Origin of the sequence: Anabaenopsis arnoldii (assembly GCF_028331025.1) — a bacterium.
In the GTDB taxonomy this organism is placed as follows: domain Bacteria; phylum Cyanobacteriota; class Cyanobacteriia; order Cyanobacteriales; family Nostocaceae; genus Anabaenopsis; species Anabaenopsis arnoldii.
In genome coordinates this window covers 1-15,833 of record NZ_JAQMUH010000103.1, presented here as the reverse complement: position 1 = coordinate 15,833, position 15,833 = coordinate 1, and the positions used below count along the sequence as shown (strand labels likewise).

The 15,833-nt window shown below is 40.1% G+C and carries 13 protein-coding genes; 4 read left to right on the top strand and 9 right to left on the bottom strand.

Annotation, left to right across the window (positions count from 1 at the left end):
- The coding region (locus PN457_RS09445) for a type ISP restriction/modification enzyme (RefSeq protein ID WP_334310755.1) at positions 1 to 1,908 on the top strand (1,908 nt) is incomplete at its 5' end.
- A 243-nt stretch (positions 1,909 to 2,151) separates the two neighbouring features.
- Here PN457_RS09445 and PN457_RS09440 read toward each other — a convergent pair.
- The 3 genes from PN457_RS09440 to PN457_RS09430 form a co-directional block, all read right to left on the bottom strand.
- Complete coding sequence (locus PN457_RS09440; RefSeq protein WP_271732901.1) at positions 2,152 to 3,183, bottom strand: dihydroorotate dehydrogenase-like protein; 1,032 nt, start codon at positions 3,181 to 3,183, stop codon at positions 2,152 to 2,154.
- Between the two features lie 200 nt (positions 3,184 to 3,383).
- Positions 3,384 to 4,172: a superoxide dismutase gene (locus PN457_RS09435; protein ID WP_271732900.1), complete on the bottom strand. Its 789-nt coding sequence runs from the start codon at positions 4,170 to 4,172 to the stop codon at positions 3,384 to 3,386.
- Positions 4,173 to 4,222: 50 nt separating this feature from the next.
- Positions 4,223 to 4,573, bottom strand: coding sequence for a phage holin family protein (locus PN457_RS09430; protein WP_271732898.1), 351 nt, complete (start codon positions 4,571 to 4,573; stop codon positions 4,223 to 4,225).
- Between the two features lie 568 nt (positions 4,574 to 5,141).
- Here PN457_RS09430 and PN457_RS09425 point away from each other — a divergent pair.
- Positions 5,142 to 5,531 (top strand): hypothetical protein, encoded by a 390-nt coding sequence (locus PN457_RS09425; protein ID WP_271732896.1) that lies wholly within the window; start codon positions 5,142 to 5,144, stop codon positions 5,529 to 5,531.
- Between the two features lie 43 nt (positions 5,532 to 5,574).
- Here PN457_RS09425 and PN457_RS09420 read toward each other — a convergent pair whose 3' ends face one another.
- On the bottom strand, positions 5,575 to 6,702 hold the full coding sequence (locus tag PN457_RS09420) for a site-2 protease family protein (RefSeq protein ID WP_271732894.1): 1,128 nt from the start codon (positions 6,700 to 6,702) through the stop codon (positions 5,575 to 5,577).
- 114 nt (positions 6,703 to 6,816) lie between these two features.
- Positions 6,817 to 7,938 (bottom strand): HhoA/HhoB/HtrA family serine endopeptidase, encoded by a 1,122-nt coding sequence (locus PN457_RS09415; protein ID WP_271732892.1) that lies wholly within the window; start codon positions 7,936 to 7,938, stop codon positions 6,817 to 6,819.
- 121 nt (positions 7,939 to 8,059) lie between these two features.
- Here PN457_RS09415 and PN457_RS09410 point away from each other — a divergent pair, with 121 nt between their 5' ends.
- Positions 8,060 to 8,737 carry a DUF305 domain-containing protein gene (locus PN457_RS09410; RefSeq protein ID WP_271732891.1) on the top strand — a complete coding sequence of 226 codons (678 nt, stop codon included), beginning with the start codon at positions 8,060 to 8,062 and terminating at the stop codon, positions 8,735 to 8,737.
- 96 nt (positions 8,738 to 8,833) lie between these two features.
- On the opposite strand, the gene PN457_RS09405 is transcribed toward PN457_RS09410, so the two are convergent.
- A complete protein-coding gene (locus tag PN457_RS09405) occupies positions 8,834 to 10,045 on the bottom strand; it encodes an ATP-binding protein (RefSeq protein WP_271732889.1) in 1,212 nt (403 codons plus the stop codon).
- Between the two features lie 581 nt (positions 10,046 to 10,626).
- On the opposite strand from PN457_RS09405, the gene PN457_RS09400 reads away from it, so the two are divergent.
- Positions 10,627 to 12,123, top strand: a complete 1,497-nt coding sequence (locus tag PN457_RS09400; RefSeq protein WP_271732887.1) for a PAS domain-containing sensor histidine kinase — start codon at positions 10,627 to 10,629, stop codon at positions 12,121 to 12,123.
- Here PN457_RS09400 and PN457_RS09395 read toward each other — a convergent pair.
- The 3 genes from PN457_RS09395 to PN457_RS09385 form a co-directional block, all read right to left on the bottom strand.
- Positions 12,107 to 14,269, bottom strand: coding sequence for an amylo-alpha-1,6-glucosidase (locus PN457_RS09395; protein ID WP_271732885.1), 2,163 nt, complete (start codon positions 14,267 to 14,269; stop codon positions 12,107 to 12,109). The two genes, PN457_RS09400 and PN457_RS09395, sit on opposite strands and share 17 nt — an antisense overlap.
- 14 nt (positions 14,270 to 14,283) lie before the next feature.
- Positions 14,284 to 15,252 (bottom strand): TIGR03885 family FMN-dependent LLM class oxidoreductase, encoded by a 969-nt coding sequence (locus PN457_RS09390; protein WP_271732902.1) that lies wholly within the window; start codon positions 15,250 to 15,252, stop codon positions 14,284 to 14,286.
- Between the two features lie 346 nt (positions 15,253 to 15,598).
- Positions 15,599 to 15,833 (bottom strand): hypothetical protein (locus tag PN457_RS09385; protein WP_271732883.1); only part of this gene is annotated, 235 nt, incomplete at its 5' end.

Below are 15,833 nucleotides of genomic sequence, written 5' to 3'. Positions count from 1 at the left end.
TCTGGGTATGTTAAGGAGAGGTTATTACCGAGGATATTCGGTTTTGAGTTGTTAATGGCTCCCTATGCAATTTGTCATCTTAAATTGGGTTTGTTTTTGGAAGAGACGGGATATAAGTTTGATGGTGGGGTGCGGTTGGGGATTTATCTTACAAATACGTTAGATGATGCCATAAAAAAATCAGAAACATTGTTTGAAGAATACATCGCAGAAGAATCCAATCAGGCTGCAAAGATAAAAGTAGAACAACAGATTTCAATAATTATTGGAAATCCACCATATTCAGGGATTTCTTCTAACTTAACCGATGCTGCTATAAAACTAGTTGAAGCATTTCGCTATGTTGATGGGGTTAAAATAGTCGAAAAAAGTGCTTTGCAGTTTGAAAAAAATATCAATGACGATTATGTAAAATTTTTCGGTGTATCTCAGAAGATTCTTGCAAAAGAAAAGAATAAAATTCTCTGCTTAATAACAAACAATGGATATATTGATAGTCTTACTCTCAGAGGATTAAGGAATAATTTGATTATACATTTTGATACAATAAATATCACTAACTTACATGGAGATATAAAACGAAAGCAATCTCCAAATGATCAGAACGTATTTGATATTTCTCAAGGTGTTGCAATTGGTTTTTTCTTAAAAGATAAAAGTCATAAAAAATCTTTTTCTAGAATTGATTTAATAGGTTCTAGAAATGAAAAATATTGTATTTTAAATCGAGAAACTATATCTTCTTCTGATAATTACCAGATCAATCCAAGTTCCCCTTTTTATTTTTTCACTAATCAAAATCAAGAAATAAAAAATGAGTACGAATCTTACGCTTCTATTGATTCTATATTCTCAGAGTTTTCAAGTGGAACAGAGACAGGGTTTGATAAATTGATGATTGGCTTTGATAAATTAGAGCTTGAAAATAAGATTCAAGATTTTCTTAATCCTATGTGTGAAAGAGAAGCCATCATTGATAAATGGTCTATTAAAGGTGGTACATCTCAGAAAATATTAGATATTAGGGATGAGTTTAGAAAAGATTTTCAAGAGAGTTATTTTTCTAAATACTTATATCGCGTATTTGATAATAGATTTATATATTATAAAAAAGATTATCTAAAAACTAATAGTGAAAAAATAATGAGTCATCTTTCTATTCATGGAAATTTGGCAATGATTTTGTTTAGACAACAATCTCAAGATGGTTTTGCTCATGTTTTTATAACAAACTGCATGGGCGACAAAAATGCTGTTTCATTGCGAACCAGAGAAATTAATTATTATTTTCCTTTATATGTAGATATTCAGGCTAACTCATCAATTTTTTTTCAAGATCAAGATTCAAAGCGGTCTAATTTAAAATCAGAATTTGTTTCAAAAATTAGCGAAAATCTTTGTTGTTCATTCAAACCCGAAACCATATTTTATTACATATACGCCATCTTCCACAGTCCCACCTACCGCACCCGCTACGCCGAATTTCTCAAAATCGACTTCCCCCGCGTTCCCCTCACCAGCAACAATGAGCTATTTTGTCAACTTGCAGAATATGGACAAGAATTAGCAGCACTACACCTGATGAAATCACCCCAATTAAATAACCTCATCACCCAATTTACAGAAAATGGCGGAAGTCAAATAGTAGATTCAGGATATCCTAAATATATTCAAGGTGCGGTAGTGATTAATAAAAAGGGGGATAAATTCACAGGGGTACCAGAGCAAGTATGGAACTTTTATATTGGTGGTTATCAAGTTTGTCAAAAATGGCTGAAAGACCGCAAAGGACGCACCCTAAATCATGAAGATATTCTACATTATCAGCGTGTGGTGGTGGCGCTGCAAGAAACCATTAAGTTAATGCAGTTAATTGATCAGACTATTCCTAGTTTCCCTATGGTTTAGAACCCCACCCCCAACCCCCTCCCCTCAAGATGGGAGGGGGCTAAGAAGAGGTAATTTTTATCTATCTTAGGGAATGGGGAACCGAAACAATCAAATCCAGTTCCTCCCCTTACAAAGAGAGGGTTAGGGTGGGATAAAACCATAGTTAATACACTCATCATCCCCCACCCGTGGGGTGGGGTGCTTATTCCTCCTCCCTTCCAGAGGGGAGGGGGTTAGGGGGTGGGGTTACGATCATGGTTTTCAACCAAAGTAATATGATGTATCGTGGTTGGCTTTCCATTCAGGTTTATAACTAGCAAGCGATCGCATATACTGGACACGTTCAAAGGCGCTAGGATTGGGGCAATTTTGTTGACTCATACTCCCCTGCATTTGTTGTACTGACTCGTACTCGTGTTTTTCCATCCATTCGCGCATTTCCCGCTCGATCACACGAATCTGGTCAATTCCATGCTTAAGTAAAACTGAGCAAAGCATAGTAATTTTCGCCCCAGTCATCACCATTTTTAATACATCCTGTCCACTGTGAATACCGCTAGTGGCTGCCAAATCAGCATGAATGCGACCATGGAGGATAGCAATCCACCGCAGGGGTAACCGCAGGGATTGGGGTGTACTTAACAATACATTAGTTTCAACATCCAAGAGATTGAGATTAATATCCGCCTGGTAAAAGCGGTTGAATAAGACTAATGCATCAGCCCCAGCAGCATCCAAACGTTGAGCCATATTTGCCATACTAGTAAAATAAGGGCTGAGTTTCACTGCTACGGGGATAGTAACTACTGCTTTGACCGCATCGAGAATATTAATATAGGTCTGTTCAATTTCATTACTAGTGAGTTCCATATCAGTAGGAACATAGTAAATATTTAACTCTAGCGCGTCCGCTCCCGCTTGCTGAATTTGCTTGGCGTAGTTTGTCCATCCACCCAGGGATGAGCCATTGAGACTAGCAATAATGGGGATACTCACCCTTTCTTTAGCTTTGCGGATATGCTCTAAATAAGTTTCTGGTCCTACCCGGAAGTTAATGGAATCAGGTAAGTAGGTGAGAGCTTCCGAAAAACTTTCTGTACCTTGGGTGAGATGATGGTGGAGTTCATGACTTTCTAGGCGCAATTGTTCTTCAAATAATGAATGCATTACTACCGCAGCAGCACCTGCTGTTTCCATACGCTGGATATTATCAATGTCTTCCGACAGGGGCGATGCGGAGGGAACAAGAGGAGACTTCAATTTTATCCCCATATATGTTGTTGTTAAGTCCATACTCATTACTCCTGTTGTTAATGTTCTCAGGGGTAATTAACCACAGAGAAACGCGAATAATCTTGTATTCATTTCTGGGTATAATCTCTAGCAGCCAAATATCGATAGGTTTCCCAACGGGTTTTGACATCAGCTTGAGCTTCTTTGAGTAATTGCTGTGCTGCTTGGCTGTCCCCAAAAAACTTTGCGACCCTTTGCGTTTAAAACTGTAATGAAACCTGCGATCGCCTGTTAACTTCCGACCAATTGACCACACCCCACCAATTATTTAAATACTCACCGCGGCGGTTGCGATACCTCAAATAATAGGCGTGTTCCCAGACATCATTACCCATAATTGGGTATGCACCATTCATAATCGGGTTATCTTGATTAGGTGTAGTGACGATTTGCAATTCACCCGTTGAGTTACGCACCAACCAGACCCAACCACTACCAAAGCGATCGCTTCCAGCTTGGTTAAACTGTTGTTTAAACTGATCAAAACTGCCAAAAGTTTGGTTAATTTCTGCCGCAATTTCCCCTGTAGGTTCTCCACCACCTTCAGGGGTCATAATTTGCCAAAAAATTGTGTGATTCAGATGTCCACCACCATTATTGCGAACCTTGGTGCGGATATTTTCAGGAACACTATTTAAATCCCGCAGCAAAGCCTCAACGCTCTTTTTCTGTAAATCTGGCTGTTCCTTGAGAGCATCATTGAGATTATTCACATAACTAGCATGATGTCCGTCATGATGTAGTTTCATAGTTTCCGCATCAATAGCTTTTCCCAGTGCTGCATAATCATAGGGTAATGGTGGTAACTTTGCAGGTTCTGCGCTGAGTTCTCCATCAGGAGAAGCTACGGGGGGAAATATAGCAGCAATAGCGGTTTGTCCAGAAGATTGTGATGCAGCTATGGGTAATGCTTGATAAGAAAGTAGCACTATCCCCATCAGCATCGCTGTCACTAGCAAGACAATTTTTTTGACAAAAAATTTAGACATAAACATTCACACCACCATGATTTTTTGTATTCTGAAAAAGTGGACTTTTTTTAACTCCAGGTTCTGACAATAGCTAGGAGGATAGAATTAATAATCGCCAAGGCGATCGAGCCGACTAATGCACTCCAAAAACCCCATCTCAGAGTAAATCCTGGAACCAAAGCAGCAGCCAGAGCAAAAATAATTGCATTCAAGATGAAGAAAAACAACCCAAAACTCAGAAGAATAACAGGGAACGTAAAAAATGCTAGAATCGGTAGTAAAATTGCATTCAATATGCCGAAAACTGCTGCAGAAATTGCTGCTTTACCCAAACTATCGATTTCAATACCGATAGGTAGTCGAGCAATGATTAAAAAGCTAATTGTAGTTACTAACCAAGTTAGAATAAGGTCTAACATTTATGATTCCTCACTATATTTAATTAATGGTTAACATCAATCATATTTTTATCTTCCTATCTTCTCATTAATCTAGTTTGATTAACAGTAGTCTTTTGTTAAATTCTATCATAAAATTCACCTTTATTAAACCGATGTATTAATCTATTACTTTGGATATATAACTAAAAATTATAAACAAAACTATCGGCAGATATAGGGTAAATTTGATTCTGCTAAATATATAATTAAACCATAAACTAAAGTGAGGATTTTGCATCTTAATGTAAGTTAATAATATCAGCGCATTTTCAAGAACAGATTTTATCTAGACTATAAAAAATGAATATTACCGCATCAATCATACTCTGTAGCTTCTAGACTGTTTATTTCCCATCCATCTGCAAAAATTTTCTGGGAATTGTCAAACTGAACCAGCGGTAAATTTACCCTGACTTGTTAATTAGAGTTTTGGCAAAATTATCATAAATCAATCATTAACCGCCGATGAAAACCTAGGGTTATGCTGAGATTCAAGATTCATAGTGTATCAAAAATAACATATTGTAGATAGCTGAGGATAAAAAATATGTCTGTTGAAGTAATTACCCCGCAGAAAATGGGAGAAAATAGAAATATTTCTCAAGTAACTCAAAGTGAAGTTAAACAAGAGCAAATGCAACCAGATGGTATAAATATCCCAGATGTAGCTTTAAGTTTATCTCCCATAGCTTTGCTATTCAGTTGGGTGATGTTTTTCCTCATATTACAAAAAATCCGCACTGTTTTAGACAATAAGATGGTTTTTACCCTCAATGGTATACATAAGGTTCCGTGTAAAAACTGTCGGTTTTATTCAAATAACCATTATCTCAAATGTGCTGTAAAACCTTCTATTGTCATGAGTGAAGAAGCAAAAGATTGCTCGGAATATTCACCCAAAAATGGCAAATTCTCACCAAATAGCCTCTTTAAATAATTTTATGCATATTAAATGCTTAATTTTAATTTTTAGTCAATCCTTAGGTAAGCTCACCTAAATCTCGTTGTCGCTGTAACCAGTAAGCTAAATCATTGGCTGTAATGATACCTTTAAGTAAGTCATTGTGAATCACCAGTACACGGCGAACCCCTGAATCTTGCATTTTTTGCAATACTTGAGACATCTGTTCTTCTGGACAAGCAGTAACACCGTTTTCCGTGGGTATCATTGTATCTTTGACAGTACAATATTGCCATTCTTCCCTGGGGATATCCTTCACCTGATTTAAAGTAATAATACCTACAGGATGTCCGCCTTGTGTAACTGGAAAAGAATGATAGCGACGACTGAGAAAATATCTATCTACTAACTCTTGAAGTTTCATGTCAGGACTAACAGTTTCTGGGTGAGGAGTCATAATTTCCTGGGCCCTTACCCCTTGTAAACTGGTGCGCAGCAAAAGTTCCTCATAGCTAGTTTCGGCGGCGTTGTACAAGAACCAACCGATGAGAATTAGCCACAGTCCCCCCAAAATCGCCCCAGCAAACATCTCTAAAACACCGAAGACAATTAACAGATAACTCAGCCATTTTCCCCCGTTAGAGGCGATTTTTGTGGCTTTTTTGAGATTACCCGTATACTTCCAAAGAAGAGAACGAAAAACGCGACCGCCATCTAAGGGAAAGCCCGGTAACATATTGAAGATAGCTAGAGCCAGATTAATTACCGCCAGGTAAGCAAAAACACCGGTAAAAACCACACTCACCCCGGTATTTCTTCCCACATACCAAATCAAACCAAAAACAGCAGCTAGCAGCAGACTGACAACCGGACCGACCCCAGCTATTTGGAACTCATCCCCTGGCGTTTCTGCATCCATACGAGTCCGGGAAACTCCACCAAAAATAAATAGGGTGATACCTTCTACGGGAATTCCCTTGGCTCTGGCCACGAAGGAGTGAGAAAGCTCATGTGCTAGCAGGGACGCGAAAAACAGCAGGGTTGCTACTATACCCATACCAAAATAGGTACTACTATCAAATCCGGGATAGTTGGTGGGGAATATCCCAGCGCTTAAAGTCCACAGGACGAGAAAGAAAATTATCAACCAGGACAAATCAACTCGGATTTCAAATCCGAAAATAGAACCAAGACGAAAACCTTCCATAATAATAATTTTTAATTAAGAAAGTCCTATTTTCACCACCGCAACTATAGACCAAGGTAATTTATTTTGCTTCTGACAAATGATAGAGAGGTAAAATCTATCTTTTGACTGTTGCTATTGTGTGGGTAAAGCTTCTGGTTTGAGTGTGATGTTCTGTCTACTCCCATCGCGGTTGATGGTGATCACCATGGTATTACCGATGTTGGTGGTTTCTACTTGTTGTTGTACTTGCTTGATATCTTGAATACCTATATTATTGATACTTTCAATAATGTCACCGGGACGCAAACCAGCGCGAAAAGCAGGGGAGTTACCAACGACTCCCAGAATAATTACACCGCTATCCTGAGTAATTCTAATCCCCGCATCACTTTGATTGATTTTCCCACGCAACTCAGGGTTTAACTGGGCCATTTGAATACCGATGTAGGGGTGAGATACTTTTCCCGTGGCGATTAATTGTTCTGCAATGCGTTGAGCAGTGTTGATGGGAATGGCGAAACCTAACCCTTGGGCTCCCTGGATGATAGCGGTGTTCATCCCAATTACTTCTCCTTGAGCATTCAGCAGGGGACCACCAGAGTTACCCGGATTAATGGCCGCGTCAGTTTGGATAAAGTCCACTCGTTCTGCAGGTACACCCAGAGCTGCTACAGAACGCTGTGTAGCGCTGATAATTCCTTGGGTGACTGTATTATCTAACCCTAAAGGATTACCAATGGCGATCGCCCATTCTCCTGGTATTAAATTATCCGAATTACCCAGCTTCACCGTCGGTAAATTCGTGGCTGCAATTTTGACAACAGCAACATCAGTTACTGAATCAGCCCCCACCACCTCCCCTTGAAAACGGCGGCCATCCTTCAATATAACTGTGACATTATCGGCATTTGCTACCACATGGGCATTAGTAAAAATTAGCCCATCCGCAGTAGTAATAAATCCTGAGCCGAGACCCTGTTGTACTTCTTCCCTAGTGGGTAATTCCCCCCGGAAAAACCTTTCTAAGATGGGGTCTGGGGATATTTCCACAGTGCGGGTAGAGTCAATGCGCACCACTGCAGGACCTACCTCTTGGACAACCCGAGAGATGTAATTTACATCACTATTAACCGTTGATTGTACTAATGTATTCCCCGCGATTGGTGCTTGAGCATTCCTGACATCTCTAGTAGGGATACATCCAGTAACGAATAAAACTAAGCAAAAAACTGCTCGCTGGAGAAGTCCTTTCATTTATATGCTTGAGGACTGGGGAATGAATACCCAATCACCTCCTATTTTACTCAGGACCCAGAGCCTGGTTAATTAGACAGATCAAAATATAATCGAGATCATGCCTTGTGAAGAATCAACCATGCAAATCTTATCTTTGAGAAATAAATTTTTAGCTTGGAGCTTTGTAGTGTTTACATCCTTTACTGCGGGAGTTTTGACAGCTTGTTCCACAACCACATCCGAAAACCCCAACCCCAATACCACCGCAAGTGAAACCAGTAATCACCACAGTCAGATAGATCATGCTATGGATTTAGGTCCAGGGGATGCTAATTATGATTTACGCTTCATTGATGGCATGATTTTACACCATCAAGGAGCTATAGATATGGCTCAGGAAGCACAGGAAAAATCACAACGTCCTGAAATCAAACAGCTAGCAGAGGAAATCATTACCGCCCAAAAGCAAGAAATTGCTCAAATGCAGCAGTGGCGCACAGCTTGGTATCCTCAGGCCGGTGATCAACCCATGGCTTATCATGCTCAAATGGGTCACATGATGCAGATGACAGCAGCACAAAAGCAAGCCATGATGATGACCATGGACTTGGGTGTTGCTGATGATAAATTTGATTTGCGTTTTATCAATGGGATGATTCCCCACCACGAAGGTGCTGTAGTCATGGCCCAAGATGCTTTACAGAAGTCTCAGCGCCCAGAAATGCGGGAATTGTCCCAAGAAATTATCAAAGCCCAAGCAACAGAAATCAATCAAATGAAACAGTGGCGACAAGCTTGGTATAAATCGGATATGTAATACTCAGCCTCCGCGACCCTCTGCGTTCATCAAAACCAACATACTCAACTATCCCAGGTGGGATAGTTTGGTGCACAGCCATAATTACCCTCGGTCTTACCTCAAGGGAATGGTGACAATAAAAGTAGTCCCCATCCCCACCTCACTCTTCACAGCAATTGAACCTGTGTGTAGTTCAATACATTTGCTCACGATGGATAACCCTAAACCCATCCCGTGAAGATTACCTACATTGGTGCCGCGGTGAAAAGATTCAAACAATTTAACTTGGTCTGCTTCAGGAATACCAATACCTTGGTCTTGAACAGTAAAACTTACATTTGACTTGCTAATCTTGAGGTTAAACTCTACTGTAGTTCTATCAGGTGAATATTTGATGGCATTAGCCAGCAAATTGATTAAAATTCGCCTGAGTAGTTTTTTATCTAAATTCCCAATTACGCCAGATTCAGCAGTAGTAGCAAAGACAATATTATGATGTGGCGCACTTAATTGCATCTCTTCCCCTAATTCCTGACAAAAACTAATTAAATCTAAAGGAGCAGGTTTAAATTCTAACTGGCTATTTTCCCCTTGATTAATTAATAAAATATTATCTAATATTTCTGTTGTATATTTCACATAATTTAGAATAAAATCTAAATGTTTTTTCTTTCTCTCCTCGTCGAGTTGATCACCAAAATCTTTTAAAATCCCAGCAGAAGAAGCAATTACAGATAAAGGGGTGCGAAACTCATGGGAACTCATAGCTATAAAACGCGACTTCAATTCACTCAGTTCTCTTTCTCGCTCTAAGGTTTTCTTGATAGCTGGAACCACTAAGGGTAATTCTTCTGAATCTATGGACTCTATAAAAGATTGGGAATTTTCATAGACAGATTCACAGGAACTCACTGTTACTAAACCCACAACCTCATTCTGTTCATCAACAATAGCTAGATTGTCAGTTTTGTATTGATGTAACAAATTCAGAGCTATAAAAATATTTGTAAATTGTGATTTTTCTAGAGTCACCGGATGCTGATTCATCACCTCAGTTAGGGTTGCTTGCTCCAGATTCACCCCCATGGCTATACATCTAATCAGATCCTTGTGCGTGAATATCCCAACTAATTTTTGATTTTCCACTACCAGCACACAAGTGGGGTTTTCTCTATCATTCACCAATGATGAGGTGAGATTATAGGTGTCACAAACCTGAAACATTAACTTAACGGCTGCAATTACCGATGTTTCAGCACTCAGGATCAAGGGACAAGGTACTATCGCTTTGTGAATATCCGAAACACCAAAAAATTTTGTTGACATACTTCTTAATCATCTTCCAGGATTGTATTGCTTTGATTAATAACTCCCGACAGAGTTCAAAAATTATACTAACATTAGCTTCTGTAATAAATTTCATTTTTCCGACAACAATATCAAAATAATTACTAAAATAGTCTGGTTTGGCAATCCCAGTAATTCCTGATTATTATGTTCAGTGTTACACCTGAGGAGACCTGAGCCGTAAAGCCCCCGTGTTTCTCCGGGGGGGATATCAGTTAACAACCGAATTTATTCGGTCACAAAATGCTAGAATATTTATCATTGCTCAGGACAAGGGTTTGAGTCTCAGTGGTGTGGACTAGATAACCAAGCTATTTTCAACAGTAAAACTACTTGTTGCTGTACGGTTAAGTCAAACTGGAGTAAAGCAAAACCAGCAACTTATGCAATAGTTGCTCTCCCGACAACAGAATTAATTCAGGGCTACTAGAAAATGAATAGTATTGCTTGTTGAAGATCAAAACAAGATTTTATTTTCATAGGTGCAAATGTATAATATGTTAAAATACTCAAGGTATTTTCACCCTCTATTATGGGTTTTGGTTTTACTGATAACATGGGTGCAAACTGACAAGCCAGCCCTAGCCCTATCGCCATCTCTTAACTCTACTAAATCAGTACTATTACGCAATAAAATAACAGAATGCGTACACAGTAATATTACATATATTACCCCAAAAACTAGCCTAAAGTTAACCATTTCAGATGTAGGAAAAACCCCGGAAAGATTTATTTATCCTCAGTTAGGTATTTTACAACGGCTCTATGTGTTATTAGGTTTCAGTGGTAGAAAAGCCTTTGACCTTTTACCTGGATATCAATTGATTCAAGAGTTGTTTTACTTTGTCTTCTTAGCTTTAGTATTCCTTTTAACACTAGCTTTATGGGAACATCTAAATTCCCAGAAAAATCAGCGCCACCTTGAATCAGAACAGGGACAACTGGCTATGATAGTTAAAAACAGTTCTGAATTTATTGGTATAATTAATCTGGATTACCAACTAGTATTTCTCAATCATGCTGGTAAGAACATCATCGGTTTTCATGGTCAAAATTCTTTAAAAAAAGAAAATTTCTGGGATTATATTCATCCAGATGACCGCTATTTATTTGAATCCAAGATTTTGCCCACTGTCCTCAAAATAGGTGAGTGGGAAGGAGAAATCAGGCTGCGCCACTTACAAACAGGAGCAGTGATTTATACCTATGCTTATTTTTTCTTAATCCCAGATGAAAAAACCAGACAATCAACTGCTGTAGCATCTGTAATCAGGGATATCACCCCACTCAAGCAAGCCCAAAAGAATATTATTCAAACTTTAGCCAAGGAAAAAGCCATTAGCGAAATGCGATCGCATTTGATCACCATGGCAGCCCATGAAATTCGTACACCTCTAGCCATTATATCCTCATCTACAGGGATTTTGCAAGATTTTGGCGATCGCCTAAATACAGAAAAAACACAAGCACACCTCCAGACCATCCAACAAACCGTTCAGCGGGTGACTCAACTGCTCGATGACTTAATGCTGATTAACCGCGCTGAAGCTCAAAAGATGGAATTTCAACCAGAACCAGCGGATATCATCGCTTTTTGTCGTCGTCTCACAGAAGAAATACAAACCACCACCAGCAAACATAAAATAGATTTCTGTTGTAGTGTAGACCAGCAAATGTCAGACGGTTCTTTGATGGTTGAGTTTGACGAGAAACTGTTACGACACATTCTCAGCAATCTGCTGACCAATGCGATTAAATACTGTCCTGAGCACAATTTAGTTAAATTGAGTTTAACCCAAGAAAATCAGCAACTGATATTTAAAATCAGTGATAGAGGGATTGGTATCCCTGATGCAGATCAAGCTAAGTTATTTACATCTTTTCATCGCGGGTCTAACGTCGGTAAAATTGCTGGTACAGGTTTGGGTTTGTCCATAGTTAAGAAATGTGTAGACTTGCACAAAGGCACAATTTCCCTAGATAGTCAAGTAGGCAAGGGGACAACATTTACCGTCAGTATCCCTGTTTTTTCAGGTCAACTTAAAAATTGCGCCTGAAATAACTGAGCTGTTTAACCTCCACCTCACCAGATTTAACCACCGCATCCCAATGGGTAACCTCACCGTGTCGCCAAAACTGCAAATCTACACGGGAGTTACCAATTTCCACCTGCTGAAGTTCAATTTCTGGTAACCATGGTGGCAAATGTGGGTCAACATAAAGCAACTGATGGGGAGCATCAGCTTGTAAACCCAGTATAGCTTGGATGAGATGAAAAACCGATGCAGCAGCCCAGCCTTGAGGTACATTAGCCTCAATGTAAGGAACTGGAAAAGCTCCTGGTTGACGCTGAGTACCAGCAAATAGTTCTGGGAGGCGATAGCTAGCAAAATACTTGGACGCATCAAAGATACCGTGAGCAATTTGGGCGACCTCCTTAGTAAAACCATAGCGCTTAAACCCCATAGCGATGATGCCATTATCATGAGGCCAAATTGAACCTAAATGATAGGAATAAGGATTATAAGCTGCATTTTTCGTACTTAAAGTGCGAATACCCCAACCACTCCACATATCTGGTTGCATCAACCGCTTCACCACACGGGCCGCACGTTCAGGACTGGCGATACCACTCCATAAACAGTGACCAGCATTGGAAGTGAGCGATCGCACAGGTTGCTTATCTGGGTCTAGAGCAAAAACATAACAGTCTAAATCTTCACTCCAGAAATGCTCCTCAAAGCGTACCTGTAATTGACTAGCTTTAGTGCGTAATTCGTGAGCAAAACTTCCTTCACCCAGGACATCAAACACCTCCGCCATCCGCATCCAAGCATCAAACACATAACCTTGTAACTCACATAATGCTTTTGGTGCCTTTACCTGGCTTCCATCGGGATAAACCACCGCTTGAGCAGAATCTTTCCAACCTTGATTTTCAATTCCCCCTGGTGATTGCATTTGGTACTCTTGAAACCCATCACCATCTAAGTCCCCATAATTATCAATCCACTCCAGACAACGCAGCACTATATCCCGGTTATTCTGCAATAATGAATTATCTCCCAACCACTTCCAGGTTTCATGTAAAGTAATCAGAAATAAAGATGTAGCATCAGCAGTACCGTAATAGGGTGTATGGGGGACTTTAGCAAAATATGCTAATTCACCTTGGCGGACTTCATGGAGAATTTTACCTGGTTGAGCATCCCGCCATTCATCTAACTCAGTAGCTTGTAACTCCCCCAATTTTTGCAGCGCACCCCGAGCAAAACCCGGATGAACAATCATATTTTGCAAACTGATAATCAAGCTGTCACGGCCAAACAGCGCCACAAACTTAGGTACACCTGCTGCTGGTAGCCAAATATCAGGGCCAAAATCGTAATCATATAATCGTAGTGAACCTAAATCTTCAATTGACTGGCGATACAATCGCACTACATCCTCATTCCCGCAGACAATAGTAGTTACTGAGTCCCGCCATTGACAGTGCAGCCTTTCAATTTCTGTATTTATGCTCTTGGATTCTACCATCTCTTGATAACAGAAATCAACCGCTTCACGCACCCGCTCATGATCAATCAGATTATATTTACAGCAAGTGTGCCAAGTCTGACTCGGTTCTAGTGATATCTCAAAGGTAATGCGACCGTTTGCATAGTAAGGTCGGGAGGTAAAGTTACAAGGTTTGTATATCAAACAACGGGAAAATGAGCCATTTGTATATCTGGTTTCTAGTTGATGTTCTTTTTCACACCATTTAGTTTCAATATGTCCCCGACGCACATATTCCTGTGATTCTACCTCGAAAATATCGGCAAAGTCTGAAGCTAAGGCAATTTCTAGATTAAATGTCACAGGGTGGCATGCATTATTAGTAATATCCAGATCCTCATGAATTCCTTCTTCTACCGTGCGGCTAATAATTAAGGATAAATCACCCTGGGTAACTTTTCCCTGTCTGCAAGTAAATTCAGGATTAATCAGATAAACCCGCGCTGCATAATATGTTGTGGTGGCCGAAGTTAGGCGAATCCAGGGATGACCATCAATGTAACAGCTATAGTTACTTAAAAACCTCGTGTCGTCTGCAAAAATTCCCAGATGACTATGGGGGTTGATTTCTCCACCCAGGTCAGTGGACATGAAGGTACTACCATGATTAATCATCAGAATTGGTGGACCAACAGTTACTCGCATAATTTATTTACTCCTTAATTAGTACCTTGAACGGCTGGGATGACCTGTTTACCAAATACTTCGATGAAATTCCGCTGTTGACGGTTAACGTTGTGGAGATAAATTTCACTAAAACCCAGTTCAATATCTTTGCGCAACCATTCAATGTGTTGTTGTGGGTCTGCTGATATGCGGATGTATTTATACATATCTTCTGGTTTGACAAACTCCGCCATGTCCTCAAATTGCTGGGGATGACGCAAGTCTGCTGATACAGGACTTGAGAAAATATTAGTCCGCCATTGCTCAAAAGCTCCCTCTAAAGCTGTGCTTTCCTCCTGTGCGTAAGAAAGCTGTACTTTGAGATACATGGGCTTACCTTCCCCACCACCCCGGCGGAATGCTTCTACCACTTGCTGTAACATTTGCTCAGGGTGAGAAATAGTGATCAGTCCATCTACCCAACTTCCTAACCATTCCGCAGTTGCTGGGGTGATGGCCGCACCAATAATCAATGGTGGTGTTGCTGGTCTAGTATAAAGTTTGGCCTGTTCTACATTTACTAAACCGTAGTGGGTGATGGTTTCCCCACTCCATAGGGCGCGGATCACCTGCGCGCACTCTTTCAAACGCATATTACGGACGGTTTTCGCCGGCCAAAAGTCCCCTGTAATCTGTTCGTTTAATGCTTGTCCGCTCCCTAATCCTAACCAGAAACGTTGGGGAAACATTTCACTCAGGGTCGCCGCTGCTTGAGCAATAATCGCCGGGTGATAGCGCTGTCCGGGTGCGCAAACTACACCAAAATTTAAGGGTGTAACCTGCATTGCTGCACCTAACCAAGACCAAGCATAACCGCTTTCTCCTTGGCGATCGCTCCACGGATGAAAGTGATCTGAACAAGACACACCACTGAATCCAGCTTGATGAGCGACTTTTACATATTCTAAAAGAGCGCTCGGTTTAAACTGCTCATGAGAGGCGTGATAGCCAAAAAATGCCATAGCCTTAACTCCAGTTTTATTACTCAAGTCTTCAGACAAATAAATTAATTTCAGGAAAATTATTACCTAGGAAATTTTATTTTATCTATGGAATTCATTGACTCATCAAAAGCAAAAAGACAAAAACTCTTGAACTACAAAATTAGCCTAGACTATTTACAACAAATGTTGCATATTGTCAATCATCCAATCATTAAAGACCTTTTTAATAGACAAAATTACCCAGATAGATGTACCCTAATAAAGGCTAATTCTTCAGAATTAGCCCAGATTATTTAACTACTAAAAGTGTGAATTATGGGAAAATTTCAACGCCAAAAAATCTATCTATTAGTCTATATTTTGATCAAAATATGAACCCTAAGAGGATGTTTGTCAAGTCATGATTAGTGTATCGAATATTATTTGACCCCTCCCTAACCCTCCCCTTTATAAGGGAAAGGAGACTGGATTTGATTGTTTTTTGTCTGTTCCCTGTTCCCTGTTCCCTGTTCCCTGTTCCCTGTTCCCCAATCCTTCCCAATCCTTCCCAATCCTTCCCAATCCCTGTTCCCTGTTCCCTGTTCCCTGTTCCCCATTCC

Coding starts and splice junctions, on each gene's coding strand:
- PN457_RS09440 (WP_271732901.1), bottom strand. CDS start 3,183: ATGGACTTAACAACAACATATATGGGGATAAAATTGAAGTCTCCTCTT.
- PN457_RS09435 (WP_271732900.1), bottom strand. CDS start 4,172: ATGTCTAAATTTTTTGTCAAAAAAATTGTCTTGCTAGTGACAGCGATG.
- PN457_RS09430 (WP_271732898.1), bottom strand. CDS start 4,573: ATGTTAGACCTTATTCTAACTTGGTTAGTAACTACAATTAGCTTTTTA.
- PN457_RS09425 (WP_271732896.1), top strand. CDS start 5,142: ATGTCTGTTGAAGTAATTACCCCGCAGAAAATGGGAGAAAATAGAAAT.
- PN457_RS09420 (WP_271732894.1), bottom strand. CDS start 6,702: ATGGAAGGTTTTCGTCTTGGTTCTATTTTCGGATTTGAAATCCGAGTT.
- PN457_RS09415 (WP_271732892.1), bottom strand. CDS start 7,938: ATGAAAGGACTTCTCCAGCGAGCAGTTTTTTGCTTAGTTTTATTCGTT.
- PN457_RS09410 (WP_271732891.1), top strand. CDS start 8,060: ATGCAAATCTTATCTTTGAGAAATAAATTTTTAGCTTGGAGCTTTGTA.
- PN457_RS09405 (WP_271732889.1), bottom strand. CDS start 10,045: ATGTCAACAAAATTTTTTGGTGTTTCGGATATTCACAAAGCGATAGTA.
- PN457_RS09395 (WP_271732885.1), bottom strand. CDS start 14,269: ATGCGAGTAACTGTTGGTCCACCAATTCTGATGATTAATCATGGTAGT.
- PN457_RS09390 (WP_271732902.1), bottom strand. CDS start 15,252: ATGGCATTTTTTGGCTATCACGCCTCTCATGAGCAGTTTAAACCGAGC.